Consider the following 15,573-nt stretch of genomic DNA (forward strand, 5'->3'; position numbering starts at 1 on the left):
CCTTGTCATAAAACTGTCGTGTTGCCGTCATAGGATTGACCCCAACCTGACATTTTCATTTCATGGAAGAACGTCTCATGCGTCGTGTGGTTTTCAATCAGAAGGGTGGCGTGGGCAAATCCAGTATCGCCTGCAACCTCGCCGCCGCCAGTGCCGCCGAGGGCTACCGCACCCTGCTGGTCGACCTCGACCCGCAGGCCAATGCCACCTACTACCTGACCGGCCTGGTCAATGACGCCATCCCTGCCGGCATCGCCGACTTCTTCCGCCAGACCTTGTCGCCGGTCACCGCCGCCGGCAAGAAGCACCGCGTGGCAATTACCGAAACCCGCTACAGCAACCTGCACCTGGTCACCGCCAGCCCCGACCTCAGCGACCTGCAGAGCAAGCTGGAGAGCAAGTTCAAGATCAACAAGCTGCGCAAGCTGCTGGTTGAGCTGGGCGAGGACTACGAGCGGATCTACATCGACACCCCGCCCGCGCTCAATTTCTACACCTTCAGCGCCCTGGTGGCAGCCGAGCGCCTGCTGATTCCGTTCGACTGTTACAGCTTCTCGCGCCAGGCCTTGCACAGCGTCATGGCCGAGGTCGAGGAGCTGCGCCAGGACCATAACCCGGCCTTGCAGGTCGAGGGCGTGGTGGTCAACCAGTTTGCCGGGCGCACCGCGCTGCACCAGACCCTGATCGAGCAGTTGCGCAGCGAAGGCCTGCCGGTACTGCCGGTGTACCTGAGCAGCTCGATCAAGATGCGTGAATCACACCAGGCCTCGGTCCCCCTGGTGCACCTGGCGCCCCGGCACAAGCTGGCGCTGGAGTTTGTCGACCTGCTGGATGCGCTGGAGCGCGCGGCCTGACAGCAGCTGAGCGACCAGGGATATGCAGATCACCCCATTGCGGGAAAACAGACGACCCGGCTACCATTGAGAACGATTCACACTCACAACCGGATGCCAGGCGTTGGACAGCACCTCGACCCGAAAACTGGGCTTTTTCTTCAGCGACCACCATCGCTGGTTGCTGCAGCACATCCACAAACGCCTGCGCAACCACGCCGACGCCGAGGACACCGCTGCCGAAACGTTCTGCCAGATGCTCGGGGCACGGGTCGACCCGGACAGCATCCAGCAACCGCGTGCCTACCTCACCGTCATCGCCCGCCGGTTGATCTTCGACCGCCATCGCCGCCGCCAGCTCGAGCAAGCCTACCTCGAGCACCTGGCACGGCTGCCTGAAGCGGTAGCGCCCTCGGTCGAGGAACAACTGCTGTTGATCGAGGCTCTGGTGACCATCGACCAGGTACTGGACGGTTTGCCAGCGGTGGTCAAGGCCACCTTCCTTTATAGCCAGCTCGACGGCATGAACTACGCCGACATCGCCGTCAAACTGCAGATCAGCGAACGCTCTGTGAGTCGCTACATGAAGCAGGCGTTGCGCCAATGCTACCTGAGCGAGATGCAGCCATGAGCCGACCCGCCCTGGACCGCGTCGGCGAGCAGGCCATCGACTGGATGGTTGCACTCAGGGCCGCCACGCCTGACGACGCCCTGCTGCAGCGCGTCAGGCAGTGGCTGCAGCAGGACCCGGCTCACCAACAAGCCTGGAACCGCCTGGAACAGCGCCTTGGCCAGCCGCTAGCCGCCTTGCACGGGCTCAACCAACGGGCCCCCGGCCAGGCCGCAGAGGCGCGCCGCTTGCTGTTGCAGCCGACCCGGTCGCGGCGTGAGGTACTCGGAGCCATGGCCAGCCTGGGCCTGTTTGGCTCTGCCCTGTGGGGCGGCTGGCGCAGCGACACGGCGCAGGGCTGGCTGGCCGACCTGCATACTGCCCGCGGCGAACGGCGCAGCTTTACCCTCTCCGATGGCAGCCGCCTGAGCCTGAACAGCGCCAGCGCAGTCGACGTGCAGTTCGATGCCGGGCAACGGCTGCTGGTGTTGCGTCACGGCGAGCTGCAGATCCAGGTCGCGCGCGACCGGCAGCGGCCGCTGCGGGTGCGCACGGCGCAGGGGCAGGTGCAGGCGCTGGGGACGCGCTTTCTGGTCAGCCAGGAAGATGCCGCCACCCGGGTGGTGGTGCTGCAGCACAGTGTCCGCGTCAGCCTGGTCGATGGCCAGTCAACCGAGTTGCAGCAGGGTCAGGCAGCCCTGCTGCAGGGTCACCACATCGAGCGCCTGACCGACGAACAGCAGCAGCGCGCTGCCTGGCTGGAGGGTCGGCTTGAGGTACTCGACCAGCCGTTGCATAGCGTGATCGACGCGTTGCGCCCCTACCAGCGTGGCTACATCCGGCTGGCCCCGGCAGCGCGAGATCTGCGGGTACAGGGCGTATTTGCGCTGGATCAGCCCCTGCAGGCATTGGCGGCGTTGGCCGAAGCGCTGCCAATCAAGGTCGAGCACTTCGGCCCGTGGCTGATGCTGATCGACCTGAAAACCGCCTGATGCAAATATTTGTAAAAATCATTCGCATTTCTGGCAAGTTTTCCGCGCTCGTCCCACATACCTCCTGACAGCCATCTCATTCGGGAGTAATCCGTGTACAACCCTTGGCCCCGCGCCCTGCCCCTCGTCGCCGCCGTGACCAGCTTCAACGTGCTCGCCCAGGCGCAAACCCTGGCGTTCGACCTGCCAGCCGCCAGCCTGGCGCATACGCTCAACCGGATTGCCAGCCAAAGCGGCCACATCATCGCCCTGGAGCCTGGGCTGGTGCGCGGCAAGCAGGCGCCTGCCGTGGTCGGCCAGATGAGCGCCGAACAGGCGATGCAAGCTGCCCTGGCCGGCAGTGGCCTGGCGTTGCGGGTGTCCGCCGACGGGCATTTCAGTGTGGCGCCCGCCAGCCTGGGGGGCGATGTCATGGAGCTGGGCAGCACCAGCATCACCGACAATTACCTGAATGCCACCAGCGAGGGCAGCGGCTCGTATGCCGCCCGCGCCGTCACCCTCGGCAAAGGCACCCATACCCTCAAGGAAATCCCCCAGTCCGTCACCGTCATCACCCGCAAGCAACTGGACGACCAGGGCATCACCGACCTGCAGGACGCGCTCAACCACACCACCGGCATCGTCGGCGCACAAGGCATCGGCCCTGGCGTGGTGGTGACCTCGCGCGGTTTCCAGATCGATGACTGGCAGTACGATGGCGTGCCGATCCAGCGCAACAACTACTCGCTGGGCAACTGGGCGACGCAAGACCTGGTGTTTTTCGACCGCGTCGAAGTGTTACGCGGTGCCTCCGGCCTGCTGCAAGGCACCGGCAGCCCGGGCGGCGCGATCAACCTGGTGCGCAAGCGTGGCCAGGCGGCGCCGACAGTTACGCTGACGGGTAAAGCCGGCTCCTGGGACCACTACGGCCTGCAAGTGGATGCCGGCGGCCCGCTGACCAGCGATGGCCGGGTGCGCGGACGGGTTGTCGCGGACGAAGACCAGAGCGACAGCTTCATCGATTATGTCTGGAGCAAGAACCATTCGCTGTATGGGGCACTGGACATCGACCTCAGCGACGCAACCACCGTAGGCGGCGGTATCAGTTACAGCCGCCAGCAGTCCAGGCCGATGCTGCGCGGCATTCCACGCTACGCCAGTGGCAAGGCGGTTGACCTGCCTCGGTCGACTTATACCGGGGCCCGCTGGAGCCGTGCAGAAAACGACGTCACCACCTACTACCTGGACCTCGAACACCGCTTCAACGATGACTGGGCCTTCAAGGCTGCTGCCGTGCGCATGGATGAAACCAACACGTCCACCCACCAGCGCGTGCAAAGCACCGGCCAAGGCGTTGCAGCAGATGGCAGCGGCATCACCTACGCCGACTGGCTCACCGATTTTCACTCGACCAAGCTGGGCCTGGACATGAACGTGGTCGGCCACTTCGACACTGGCCCCCTGGCCCATGAGATCACCGTGGGCGGCAACTACGCCAAACTGACCTCGGACGACGCCTACTGGCGCAACTTCGACGCCGGCGGCAACATCTTCGATATCGATCATGACCGCCCCGAGCCCAGCCGGGACAGCGTCTTCGACGGCGACCTTGCACGTTCCAACCGGGCCAGCTACGACATTCGCCAGAAAGGCCTGTATGGCGCCTGGCGCGTCAAACCGACCCAGGACCTGACGTTGATTCTGGGCTCGCGCGTGAGCTGGTTCGACTACCGCTGGGACTCGATCGACTTCGACAGCCTGAGCGACCCAGGTACCCGTTACCCGACCAGCCGCATGACCGAATCGGGGCAAGTCACGCCGTATGCCGGGTTCGTTTATGACCTGACGCGCGAATGGGCTTGGTACGCCAGCTACACCGACGTGTTCGTCCCGCAGACCGAACGCGCCGTGGGCAATACGCCACTCAAACCGGTAATCGGTAGCAACTATGAAACAGGCCTGAAAGGCGAGCTGCTCGATGGCCGGGTCAATGCGTCGCTGGCGCTGTTCCGTTATGACCAGGAAAACCGCGCGGTCACCGATGTGGCGTCGGGCTTCGCCTGCGATGACTGGTACTGCTCCACCGCTGCCGGCAAGGTGCGCAGCCAGGGCGTCGAGGCCGAGATCAGCGGCGAAGTGCTGAGCGGCCTGCAACTGTTTGCCGGTTACACCTACAACACCACCAAGTTCCTCGATGACCCGGAGAACGAAGGCCGCACGTTCAGCCAGTGGACACCCAAGCACATGCTGCGCGCCTGGGCCGACTACACCCTGCCGCTGGACGGCCAGCGCTGGAGCACCGGCCTTGGTTTCACCACCCAGAGCCACACCCTGGGCTACGAGCGCACCTATACCGTGCCCGGGTATACCGTATGGAGCGCGCGGCTGGCCTATCAGCTGACCCCGGAAGTGAACGTTGCCGTCAACGCCAACAACCTGTTTGACAAGAAGTACTGGGTTGCCGGGTTCAACCAGCTTAATGGCAGCAACAATTGGGGCGAGCCGCGCAACTTCCTGCTGACGGTGAAGTACACCCCGGAACTCTGACCGGGTTCAGTCCGACAGCGGCCATTGCGCCAGCGGCCAGTACGCGCCCTTGCGCGACTCGTACAGGGTGAAATGGCGGGCCGCGAGGTAGAACTCCGGCGCGCTAGCAGCCTCTGGCGGCTGGCCGTGGTAGTCCCGGGAAAGCGTGAGGTGCGGGCGGTATTCACGGCTGGCCGGTTGCACGCCCAACGGTAGCAAGGCCTGCTGCAGGGCGTAGACCAGTTGCAGCAGGGCCGGTGGTACCTGCTGCGCCTCCAGCACCAGGGCGCTGGCCCGCTGCCACACCTGCAAACGGTCGAGCAGCAGACGGGGGGGCTTGGCCGGCAGCGCCAACTGGTCGACCGCAGCGCATATCGCTGGCACCTGGGCGGCATCCACATCGCCGAGAAACAGCAGGGTCACGTGGAAATTGGCGGCCGCTACCGGCTTGCCGCTGCGCATGCCCAGGCTGCGCCGCCAGTCGGCCAGCGCACGGCGCTGGGCATCACTGACCGGCAAGGCAAAAAACAGCCGCTTGAAGGGGGCGCCGCTGGGGCGGACATCCTGAACCATGTGAACTCCCGTACATGAATCGTTTGCGCAAGACTGTAGGGCATTACACCTAAGTCGCCCCGCACTTTCGTAACAATAAGTACAAACTGCCCCCATGATTGTTTATGCTGGCGGGCTTATGCCATGGCGCATGGCCATTTTTCGACAAGTAAACGTCCATGAAAATTGCACTCGTACTTATCTTCGTTTTCTCGATCGCCTATGTTCACCTGCGCGGCCGGGTGCGTCACAAGCTGACCCGCCAACTGGGTGACCACTCCAGCTTCCTGGCGCCGGTCAACGCCTTCCTTTACCTGTTTTCCAGGCACCCGGCCAAGCCTTACCTGCCGGTCGAAGCCTTTCCCGAACTGAAGCCGCTGCAGGACCACTGGCAGGAAATCCGCGAGGAGGGCCGCCAGCTGCTGCACGTGGGCGCAATCAAGAAGTCCGACAATTACGACGACGTCGGTTTCAACTCGTTCTTCAAGACTGGCTGGAAGCGCTTCTACCTGAAGTGGTATGGCGAAAGCCACCCGTCGGCAATGGCCCTGTGCCCGCGTACCACCGAATTGCTGCAAGGCATCGGCACGGTCAAGGCCGCCATGTTCGCCACCTTGCCGCCAGGCGCCAAGCTGGTGCGCCACCGTGACCCGTACGCCGGCTCGTACCGCTACCACCTGGGCCTGGACACGCCGAACGACGATGGCTGCTATATCGACGTTGACGGCGAGAAGTACTCCTGGCGCGATGGCGAGGGGGTGATCTTTGACGAGACCTATATCCACTACGCGGCCAACAACACCGAACACAATCGCATCATCCTGTTCTGCGACGTCGAACGCCCGCTCAAGTACCGCTGGGCCACGGCGTTCAACCGCTGGTTCAGCCGCAAGGTCATGGCCGCCGCGGCAGCGCCCAACGGTGCCGGCGACAAGACCGGCGGCATCAACCGGCTGTTTACCCGCATCTACAAGATCCGTGAGCGCGGCAAGGCGATGAAAAAGCGCAACCGCACACGCTACTACCTGGAAAAGTGGGCAGTGGTCGCCGCGCTGCTGCTGGTGTTCATCTACATCTGACCGGCAACGCAGGCCGTTTTGCCTACGACCTGCGTACACCCACCAAAGTACAAGCCTCACACCTGCCACTCTTCGACTAGCCTGAAAGCTCCACTCGCAACCACCCCAAGGTGAAGACGATGAGCATGATGGACTGGGACGCCTACCGTAAGCAGTTGATGGCCGGCATCGGCGATCTCAAGCAACTCTCCCCCGACACCGTGGCCGGCTACATGACCGCCAGTGGTGCGGGGGCCAAGACCAACCACCTCGACGCCAAGACCCGCGAGCTGATTTCCCTCGCCGTGGCCGTGACCACCCGCTGTGACGGCTGCATCGCCGTGCACTCGCAGCAGGCGGTCAAGCATGGCGCCAGCCGCGAGGAAATTGCCGAGGCGCTCGGCGTGGCCGTGGCGATGAACGCCGGGGCCGCACTGGTCTACTCGGCGCGGGCCATGGATGCAGTGGGCAAGGCCAACGGCTGAGCACAAACGGCGCCGCCACCCTTGCGCGACGGCGCCGCGCCGCCCAGACTGGGCGGCCCAGCCCGCGCAGGAACCCGCATGATCCACATTCGCCCCATGACGCCGGAAGACTTCGAACGTTTCTGGCCGACCTTCCAGGCCACCGTCCAGGCCCGCGAAACTTACGCATTCGACCCCGCCCTGAACGCCGAACAGGCCCGCCAATTGTGGCTGGAGCTGCCATTGCACACGCTGCTGGCAGAGGAGGATGGCGAGCTGCTGGGTTCGTATTACCTCAAGGCCAACGCGGCCGGCCCTGGCGCGCACGTGGGCAATTGCGGCTACATGGTCTGCGAGAGCGCCCGCGGCCGGGGCGTGGCACGCCTGATGTGCGAACATTCGCAGAAGCTGGCACGCCAGGAAGGCTTTCTGGCCCTGCAGTTCAACTCGGTGGTGGCCAGCAACGAGGTGGCGGTGGCGTTGTGGCACAAGCTGGGCTTCGAAACGGTTGGCCGGCTGCCCAAGGCCTATCGCCATGCCCGCCTGGGGCTGGTGGACTGCCTGGTGATGTACAAGTGGCTGGCCGATGAGCCGGTGACAGAGAAACCGCAGCTGCTGATCGGGCGCAAGAACATCGAAGCACGCGTGTCGCGGCGGCGCGGTCGGTAAAGGCCCTGCAGGTGCGTTTGCAGGGCCGCCGGATCAGAAGGCCAGGCCTATCTTGAAGCCGTACTCGTCGCGCTTGAGCTCGGTGTTGTCGGCCAACAGCGTCTCGTCGTCGAGCCGGTATTCGGTGCGGGTGTAGTACACGCCCGCCTGGATCGGCAGGTTGCCTTGCTGGTTCATCAGCAGCGTCACCTCGGCATAAGGGTTGGTGCGGTCTTTCATGTCCGCACTGTCACTGCCAAAGTCTTCCACCTTCAGCTTTACCCGGCCATCGAGGGTTCGCCGTACACCGGCTTCCACGCGCAAGGTGGCCGCATCGAACTGGTGGTTGTAACCCAACGCCGCCTTGGCGAACGGCGCCTTGTAGGTGAGTTCGCTTTCGATCCTGCGGTGCTCGGTTTCAAACCGTGACCACATGTAGCCGCCGCCCACGATCACATCGACGAAGTTGCGCGCATCCACCGCCGCACGCCAGCCCAGGTCCAGCCCTGCCTGCCCCTCCTTGAGTTTGTTGTCGTGCTTCTCGGCATACTTGCCTTCGGCACCCAGCTGGTAAATGAAACCGGACTCTGCGGTCATCTTGTTGCCAAAGGCGGCAAAGATGCCGCCTTCGTCAACGTGTTCGGTCTGGGTTTCACTGCCGCCCTGAAACTTGAATTCGTCGTAGGCGCCGAGAATGCCGACGGTGAACAGAGGGTCGGTGCTGGGTGCGGCATGGGCTGCCAACGGGGTGCCCATCAGGGCCAGGATGCAGGTGTGGCGGAGCAGGTTATGAGTAGGCATGCATCTATGTCTCCATGACGTGTAAACGGGTAGCTAGCCCACATTCCGAAACGCCCGGCGGCGCGATAGTTCGAAAAAGCTTCAGCAAATATTCAGGAATCTGCCGTTCATCACGCGATTGCCTGTCAGCCCGATGGTTGACGACCGTGCTGTGCAGTGGTCATATGCGCGCCAGTTTCAGGTGCCCTGCGCCGCCGCGCGCAAGGTGAAACGGGAAGCCGGTGCGTCGTGTTGCCCACGACAAGTCCGGCGCTGCCCCCGCAACGGTAAGCGAGCGAACCCTTCGAGATACCACTGTGCTCAGGCATGGGAAGGTGAAGGTTTCATGCCCCTCGCAAGCCCGGAGACCGGCCTGAAGCCTTGTTTGGCAACCCGCGGTGGGCGGGCGCAGGCCGGAATCCGTGCGCGCGCTCGCCTGCACGGCAAGCCTTCGCGTGTTTTCCACCGGGATGCATTCATTCCTGCAGCAGTGGAACGACATGTCCCGTATCTTCAAGCTTCACCCCCTGGCGGCCTGCCTGGCCGTCGCCCTGCCGGCCCAGGCCGATGACTTCGACCCAAAGCCTCTGGCCCTGCCGTCAACGGCCATCACCGACACGTTCGACAACCGCATCCTCGACCTCGCCACCCCGACGACGGCCGGGTCGCGCCTGGGCCTCAGTGCCCTGGAAACACCCGCCAGCACCAGCAGCATCAGCGCCGAGCAGATCCAGCAGCGCAACAACCTCAGCGTGCAGGATGCGGTAACCCGTTCACCGGGCATTACCTACATCGGCTCGCCAGGCGATGGCGGGACGGGGCTTGCAGCTCGCGGCTTCACCGGCCACGGCTCGGTGATGACGCTGTTCGACGGCGCGCGCATGTATGCCGGCGCGGGCACCCAGACATTCCCGGTCGACCCGTGGATGGTGGAGCGCATCGACGTGCTGCGTGGCCCGGCGTCGGTGCTGTATGGCGAGGGTGCAACCGGTGCGGTGGTCAATGTGATCCCGAAAAAGCCCTTCAGCGGCGACATCCGCAATCACCTGCGCCTGGGTTACGGTTCATGGGACCGCCAGCAGCTCGGGCTGGACAGTGGCGGTAGCCTGGACGAACGCCTGAGCTACCGGCTTACGCTGAACCAGCAAGCCGGCAATGGCTGGGTTGACCGCACCCCCTCGCGCAGCCTGGCGCTCAGCGCCGCGTTGCGCTTCGACGCCACTGACGACCTCAGCTTCACCCTCGCCCACGAGCGCGGCGATGCCAAGCCTGCCAATTACTACGGCACGCCGCTGATCGACGGCCACTACCGCAGCAGCCTGCGCTACAAGAACTACAACGTGCAGAACGACAAGCAGCACTACGTCGATGAGTGGACCCGCCTGACCACGGACTGGACGCTGAGCGACCAGGTCAGCGCCAGCAACCAGCTGTACTACATGAAAAGCCGCCGCCACTGGCGCAATGCCGAGGCGTACAGCTGGGACGCCGCGCGCCAGCAGCTGCTACGCGGCAGCTACCTGGAGATCAAGCACAACCAGGAGCAGTTCGGCGACCGTCAGACGTTCGCCTTCGATCACAGCCTGTTCGGGCTGGCCAGCAAGACGGTGGTGGGTGCCGAGTACAACAAGGTCCGTTTCAACATCGACAGCAATGCGCCGTACGACGATGTGGGCGGCGACTACATCGACCCATGGCAGCCGCAACCGGGCGACTTCCACAGCGCCTCGCCGCTGCGACCGCAATCGCTCGCCACCACCGGCACCTTCGCGCTGTTTGCGGAAAACCGCCTGCAACTCACCGATCGCCTGTCGCTGGTGACCGGCGTGCGCCGTGACCAGAACCATATCGACCGCGACAACCTGGGCACTGACAGCCGCAGCGACCGCAGCCTGCAAGGCGGCAACTGGCGCGCCGGGCTGGTTTTTGCGCTGACGGAGGATCTGTCGTTGTACGGCCAGTATTCCACCAGCGAGGACGGGGTAGACAACCTCATCAGCCTGAGCCCGGCACAGATGCACTACGACCTGACCGAAGCGAAGCAGACCGAAGTGGGCCTTAAGCAGCGCTTTTGGGAGAGGCGCGGCGAATGGACATTGGCGGCCTACCATATCGTCAAGAACAAGCTGCTGGTGGACGACCCGCTCACCCACGACAAGCAGCAGGCCGGCCAGCAGACCTCGGATGGCCTGGAGGCGACCCTGGAGCTGGCGCTGGCGCATCAGTGGCAGGTGTCGGTAAACGCGTCGCTGGTGCGCGCCAGGTATGACGACTTTGACGAGACGGTGGGTGGTGTAGCCCAGGACCGCGCGGGCAACCGGCCGGCAAACGTGCCCCGGCGCACGGCCAACCTGTGGTTGAGCAAAGGCTTTGGCCAGCAGGTGGAGGCCGGCGTGGGTGCGCGCTACGTGGATGAGCGTTATGCCGACACCGCCAATACCCAGAGCGCCCCCGGGTATACCGTGGTCGATGCCAATATCGCCTGGCGGGTGTTGCCGGATGTGCGTTTGGGCTTGCAGGTGAACAACGTGTTTGACAGGGAGTATGTGGTGTCGGCGTTCAGTGGTGAGCAGTGGTTGATGGGGATGCCACGGGCCTGGTTTGCGACGGTGGATTATAGGTTTTGAACTGGGTTGCCTGGGTCGGCTTGTTTGGGGCAGGGCTGGCATAGGGATCGCATCAGGGCTGACAGGCGCTGCATATCTGGTGGCAACCACCAGGCAACACAAAAACCCCTACCCATCAAACCCCAATAAGTTATAAGATAACATTCCATTTGACATCCATTCTTGCCAGCGATCCCCCATGACAAGCGCCAGCGCCACCCCTACCCTGCTTACCCAGCGCCTGCAGAGCATCGACGCCCTGCGCGGCCTGGTGATCCTGTTCATGCTCCTGGACCATGTCCGCGAAACCTTCTTCCTGCACCATCAGGTCGGCGACCCGATGGCCATCGACACCACCGAACCGTCGCTGTTCGTCAGCCGCACCCTGGCGCACCTGTGTGCGCCCGTGTTCGTCCTGCTGACCGGCCTGTCAGCCTGGCTGTACGGCGAGAAGTACCAGGGCCGTAGCGATGTCTCGGCGTTTCTGTTCAAGCGCGGGCTGTTCCTGGTGGTGCTGGAGTTCACCCTGGTCAACTTCGCCTGGACCTTCCAACTGCCGCCCAGCGTGATCTACCTGCAAGTGATCTGGGCGATCGGCGTCAGCATGATCGCCCTGTCGCTGCTGGTGTGGCTGCCACGCGCAGCCCTGATCGCCGTGGGCGCGATCATCATCGCCGGCCACAACCTGCTTGATGGCCTGCACTTCGGTGTGGAGTCGGCCCTGCACGTGCCATGGGCGATCCTGCATGACCGCGGCTGGCTGGAGTTCTCCGACAACCTGCGCCTGCGCACCTCCTACCCGGTGCTGCCGTGGATCGGCGTGATCGCCCTGGGTTACGGCCTGGGCCCCTGGTTCGCGCGCGGCAGCGAAGCCGGTCGACGCCAGCAGCGCTTGCGGGTGGCCGGGCTGATCGCACTGCTGGGCTTTGTCGTGCTGCGCATGCTCAACGGCTACGGCGAGGCGCCCTGGAATGGTTACCCGACCCTCACGCAAACCCTGATGAGTTTCTTCAACATCACCAAATACCCACCGTCGCTGCTGTTCCTGGCCCTGACCCTGGGCTGTGGCCTGCTGCTGCTGCGCGCCTTCGAGCGTGCCGGGCAGGCGCGCTGGATCAGCGCCCTGGCGGTGTTCGGTGCGGCGCCGATGTTCTTCTACCTGCTGCACCTGTATGTGTTGAAGCTGCTGTACCTGGCCAGCGTGGCGCTGTTCGGTCTCAACCAGGGCGACTACTTCGGCTTTGACGGCATCGCCGCGGTATGGCTGGCCGCGGTATTGCTGGCGGTTTCGCTGTACCTGCCGGTGCGCGGGTTCGCCCGCCTGAAGGCGCGGCGGCGCGACATCACCTGGCTGAAGTACTTCTGAAAAGCGTTTTAACCGGCGGCGTGATGGTCTACCATGCGGGCCGCCGGTTTCCACCACGGAAATAATAGGGAATCCCAGGCCTGCCAACACGGGCCAAACGGAACTGCCCCCGCAACTGTAGATGCCGAGCCTGCTCCATCGATGCCACTGGGTGACCGACCCGGGAAGGCCGGAGCCGGGCCATGACGCATCAGTCAGGAGACCTGCCGGCCTGCATTCACCAACCGGCGGGGTGTCCGGGATTGGCTATCAGTGTTGCCCCTGCCGCCAGCGGGGGCTCGGCGATGCCTGTCCGTGCGTTCCTCACCAGAACTGTCCGATAGGAGATCGCCCCGCATGCTGCCCCGCATCGCCACCCTGCTCGCCGGCCTTGGTTTTACCGGCCTGGCCCAGGCCGCCGCCACTCACTACCCGCTGACTGTCGATAACTGCGGCCAGCCGCAGACCTTCGCCCAGGCACCGGAACGCGCCGTCACCATCGGCCAGGCCGGCACCGAAATGCTCTACGCACTGGGGCTTGGTGACAAACTGGCGGGTACCTCGCTGTGGTTCAACAACGTGCTGCCCGAATACCAGGCACAGAACGACAAAGTGCCGCGCCTGGCCGACAACGACCCCAGCTTTGAGGCGGTAGCAGGCAAGCGCCCGCAACTGGTGGCGGTGCAGTTCGAATGGATGGTCGGCGCCCAGGGCGTGGTCGGCACCCGTGAACAGTTCGACGAACTGAACATCCCCACCTACCTGCTGCCCTCGGACTGCGAAGGCAAGGACAACCTGGTGGGCGCAGACGGCACTCGCCTGCAGGCGTTCCAGGTCGACAGCATCTACAAGAGCGTCAGCCAGCTGGCCGAGATCTTCGACGTGCAGGACCGCGGCACCGCCCTGAACACCGAACTGAAAGGCCGCCTGGACAGCGCCAGGGCGCAATTGGCCGGCAAGGACCTGTCGGCGACCTCGGCGCTGTTCTGGTTCTCCAGCGCCGACCTGGACATCGACCCCTACGTGGCAGGCCGCCAAGGGGTCGCCGACTTCATGCTGCGCAGCCTCGGCGTGCGCAACGTGGTCGAGTCCAGTGAGGAATGGCCAACCGTGGGCTGGGAAACACTGGCCAAGGCCAACCCGACCTGGCTGATCATCGCGCGCATGGACCGTCGCCGCTTCCCCGCCGATGACTACCAGAAGAAGCTTGAATTCCTGCGCAGCGACCCGGTTACCCGCAACATGGACGCGGTCAGGCACGACCGCATCATCATCCTCGATGCCGACGCCATGCAGGCGGGTATCCGCCTGTTCCGCGGTGTGCAGACGTTGGCCAGTGCCTTCGCCAGCGGTAAAGCAGCGCCGTGATGAGCCGCCTGCTACCCAGCCTCGCAGTTGCCCTGGCAGCCCTGCTGGCGGCGCTGCTGGCCGGCACCGTAATCGGCGAAACCAGCCTGTCGCCGAGCGTGGTCGGCCAGGTCCTGGCCAACCATTTGTGGCAGGCCGGCTACCCGGTCGACCCGATCGACGCCGGCATCGTCTGGAACTACCGCCTGACCCGCACCCTGGTCGCCGCAGCCTGCGGTGCCGGCCTGGCCACCTGCGGGGTGATCCTGCAGGCGCTGTTGCGCAACCCGCTGGCCGAACCGTACCTGCTCGGGCTGTCGGCCGGCGCCTCGACTGGCGCGGTGCTGGTCGGCCTGCTGGGGCTGGGCAGCCTGGCACTGAGCATGTCTGCCGGCGCCTTCATCGGCGCCGTGGCGGCATTCGCCCTGGTGCTGGTGCTGGCCCGCGCGGCCGGGCCCAGCAGCAACAACGCGCAGGTGATACTCGCCGGTATCGCCGGCTCGCAACTGTTCAACGCCCTGACAGCGTTCCTGATCACCAAGTCGGCCACTGCCGAGCAGGCGCGCGGCATCCTGTTCTGGCTGCTGGGCAACCTCAGTGGTGTGCGCTGGCCCTCGGTGTGGCTGGCGGTGCCGGTGGCGCTGTGCGGTTTGCTGGTGTGCCTGTGGCATCGCCGCGCGCTGGATGCCTTCACTTTTGGCGTCGATTCGGCTGCGTCGCTGGGCATCCCGGTGCGCCGTACCCAGTTGCTGCTGATCAGCTGCGCGGCGCTGGTGACGGCGGTGATGGTGTCCATCGTCGGCGCCATCGGCTTTGTCGGCCTGGTAATCCCGCATGCCCTGCGGCTGATCCTCGGCCCCGGCCACAGCCGTCTGCTGCCGGCCAGCGCCCTGGGCGGCGCGCTGTTCCTGATTGCCGCCGACATCCTTTCGCGCACGCTGATCAGCGGCCAGGTAATCCCGGTTGGTGTTGTCACCGCACTGATCGGCGCACCGGTCTTCGCCTTGATTCTGGTCAGCCGTCGAGGGCGCCCATGACAGTCATGACCGCGCTACAGCTCGCGCCCTTGAGCTGCCAGGGCCTGGGGCTGCAACTGGCCGGCAGAACCGTGCTCGAGGCTATCGACCTCGATGTGGTGAGTGGCGAAACCCTGGGCATCGTCGGCCCCAACGGCTCCGGCAAATCCTCGCTGCTGAAGTTGCTGGCGGGGCTGCGCAAACCGGCCAGCGGCAGCGTGCAGCTACTGGGCGAACCCCTGGCGCGGTTGCCGCGCCGTCGTGTTGCTCAGGCCCTGGCACTGGTCGAGCAGCAGGCCGACACCCTCGATGCGATCAGCGTATTCGACGCCGTGGCCCTTGGCCGTACACCCTGGCTGTCGGCACTGGCACCGTTTGCCTCGCACGACCGCGCCATCGTCGAGCAAGCCTTGGCCGACCTCGATGCCCTGCACCTGCGCACACGCCTGTGGGGCTCGCTGTCCGGTGGCGAGCGCCAGCGCGTGCACATCGCCCGCGCCCTGGCGCAGCGGCCGCAGGTGTTGCTGCTGGACGAGCCGACCAACCACCTGGATATCCAGCACCAGCTGAGCCTGCTGCAACAGGTGCAGGCGCTGCCGGTAACCACCCTGGTGGCCCTGCACGACCTCAACCAGGCGCTCACCTGCGACCGCATCGCGGTACTCGACCAAGGCCGCCTGGTCGCCCTCGGCAAACCGTTCGAGGTACTCACCCCCGAACGCCTGCTTAGCACCTTTGGCGTCCATGCCCGCTACCTCACCGACCCTTTCGACGGCGCGCGCATCCTGCGTTTCCGCGCCCCCTGAACCAGGAAGTT

14 protein-coding genes and 2 riboswitches are annotated in these 15,573 nt (G+C 64.7%); of the genes, 12 read left to right on the forward strand and 2 right to left on the reverse strand.

Features of this window, described 5'->3' with window-relative positions:
- The first annotated feature begins 77 nt into the window (after window positions 1-77).
- The 4 genes from AC5O5I_RS17960 to AC5O5I_RS17975 all read left to right on the forward strand — a co-directional run bounded on the left by AC5O5I_RS17960 (window position 78) and on the right by AC5O5I_RS17975 (window position 4,961).
- Window positions 78-854, forward strand: coding sequence for a ParA family protein (locus AC5O5I_RS17960; protein ID WP_494511253.1), 777 nt, complete (start codon window positions 78-80; stop codon window positions 852-854).
- 103 nt (window positions 855-957) lie between these two features.
- Window positions 958-1,464, forward strand: coding sequence for a sigma-70 family RNA polymerase sigma factor (locus AC5O5I_RS17965; protein ID WP_494511254.1), 507 nt, complete (start codon window positions 958-960; stop codon window positions 1,462-1,464).
- The gene (locus AC5O5I_RS17970) at window positions 1,461-2,435 is read left to right on the forward strand and encodes a FecR domain-containing protein (protein WP_172220252.1); all 975 of its coding nucleotides are present in this window, start codon (window positions 1,461-1,463) and stop codon (window positions 2,433-2,435) included. Before AC5O5I_RS17965 ends, AC5O5I_RS17970 begins: the two co-directional genes overlap by 4 nt.
- A 93-nt stretch (window positions 2,436-2,528) precedes the next feature.
- Window positions 2,529-4,961 (forward strand): TonB-dependent siderophore receptor, encoded by a 2,433-nt coding sequence (locus tag AC5O5I_RS17975; RefSeq protein ID WP_172286005.1) that lies wholly within the window; start codon window positions 2,529-2,531, stop codon window positions 4,959-4,961.
- A 6-nt stretch (window positions 4,962-4,967) separates the two neighbouring features.
- Here AC5O5I_RS17975 and thpR read toward each other — a convergent pair whose 3' ends face one another.
- Window positions 4,968-5,513, reverse strand: a complete 546-nt coding sequence (gene thpR / locus AC5O5I_RS17980) for an RNA 2',3'-cyclic phosphodiesterase (protein ID WP_172220257.1) — start codon at window positions 5,511-5,513, stop codon at window positions 4,968-4,970.
- Between the two features lie 158 nt (window positions 5,514-5,671).
- Here thpR and lpxO point away from each other — a divergent pair, with 158 nt between their 5' ends.
- The 3 genes from lpxO (at window position 5,672) to AC5O5I_RS17995 (ending at window position 7,683) form a co-directional block, all read left to right on the forward strand.
- Window positions 5,672-6,571: a lipid A hydroxylase LpxO gene (gene lpxO / locus AC5O5I_RS17985; RefSeq protein ID WP_172220274.1), complete on the forward strand. Its 900-nt coding sequence runs from the start codon at window positions 5,672-5,674 to the stop codon at window positions 6,569-6,571.
- A gap of 119 nt (window positions 6,572-6,690) precedes the next feature.
- Window positions 6,691-7,035, forward strand: coding sequence for a carboxymuconolactone decarboxylase family protein (locus AC5O5I_RS17990; protein WP_013973174.1), 345 nt, complete (start codon window positions 6,691-6,693; stop codon window positions 7,033-7,035).
- A 78-nt stretch (window positions 7,036-7,113) separates the two neighbouring features.
- Window positions 7,114-7,683, forward strand: a complete 570-nt coding sequence (locus tag AC5O5I_RS17995; RefSeq protein ID WP_494511255.1) for a GNAT family N-acetyltransferase — start codon at window positions 7,114-7,116, stop codon at window positions 7,681-7,683.
- A gap of 33 nt (window positions 7,684-7,716) precedes the next feature.
- On the opposite strand, the gene AC5O5I_RS18000 is transcribed toward AC5O5I_RS17995, so the two are convergent.
- Complete coding sequence (locus AC5O5I_RS18000; RefSeq protein WP_494511256.1) at window positions 7,717-8,463, reverse strand: hypothetical protein; 747 nt, start codon at window positions 8,461-8,463, stop codon at window positions 7,717-7,719.
- A gap of 163 nt (window positions 8,464-8,626) precedes the next feature.
- Window positions 8,627-8,833: riboswitch (cobalamin riboswitch) on the forward strand.
- A 109-nt stretch (window positions 8,834-8,942) separates the two neighbouring features.
- Between AC5O5I_RS18000 and AC5O5I_RS18005 the strand changes: the two genes are divergently transcribed.
- The 5 genes from AC5O5I_RS18005 (at window position 8,943) to AC5O5I_RS18025 (ending at window position 15,562) form a co-directional block, all read left to right on the forward strand.
- Complete coding sequence (locus AC5O5I_RS18005; protein ID WP_494511257.1) at window positions 8,943-11,069, forward strand: TonB-dependent receptor; 2,127 nt, start codon at window positions 8,943-8,945, stop codon at window positions 11,067-11,069.
- Window positions 11,070-11,247: 178 nt separating this feature from the next.
- Window positions 11,248-12,414, forward strand: coding sequence for an acetyltransferase domain-containing protein (locus tag AC5O5I_RS18010; protein WP_172286003.1), 1,167 nt, complete (start codon window positions 11,248-11,250; stop codon window positions 12,412-12,414).
- A 27-nt stretch (window positions 12,415-12,441) separates the two neighbouring features.
- Window positions 12,442-12,639, forward strand: a riboswitch (cobalamin riboswitch).
- A 111-nt stretch (window positions 12,640-12,750) separates the two neighbouring features.
- The gene (locus AC5O5I_RS18015; RefSeq protein ID WP_172220289.1) at window positions 12,751-13,761 is read left to right on the forward strand and encodes an ABC transporter substrate-binding protein; all 1,011 of its coding nucleotides are present in this window, start codon (window positions 12,751-12,753) and stop codon (window positions 13,759-13,761) included.
- Complete coding sequence (locus tag AC5O5I_RS18020) at window positions 13,761-14,777, forward strand: FecCD family ABC transporter permease (protein ID WP_172220292.1); 1,017 nt, start codon at window positions 13,761-13,763, stop codon at window positions 14,775-14,777. The genes AC5O5I_RS18015 and AC5O5I_RS18020 overlap by 1 nt, the downstream gene beginning before the upstream one ends.
- A complete protein-coding gene (locus AC5O5I_RS18025; RefSeq protein ID WP_172220295.1) occupies window positions 14,774-15,562 on the forward strand; it encodes an ABC transporter ATP-binding protein in 789 nt (262 codons plus the stop codon). The genes AC5O5I_RS18020 and AC5O5I_RS18025 overlap by 4 nt, the downstream gene beginning before the upstream one ends.
- Window positions 15,563-15,573 lie beyond the last annotated feature (11 nt).

It is taken from the genome of Pseudomonas sp. 9_2_1 (assembly GCF_059295275.1).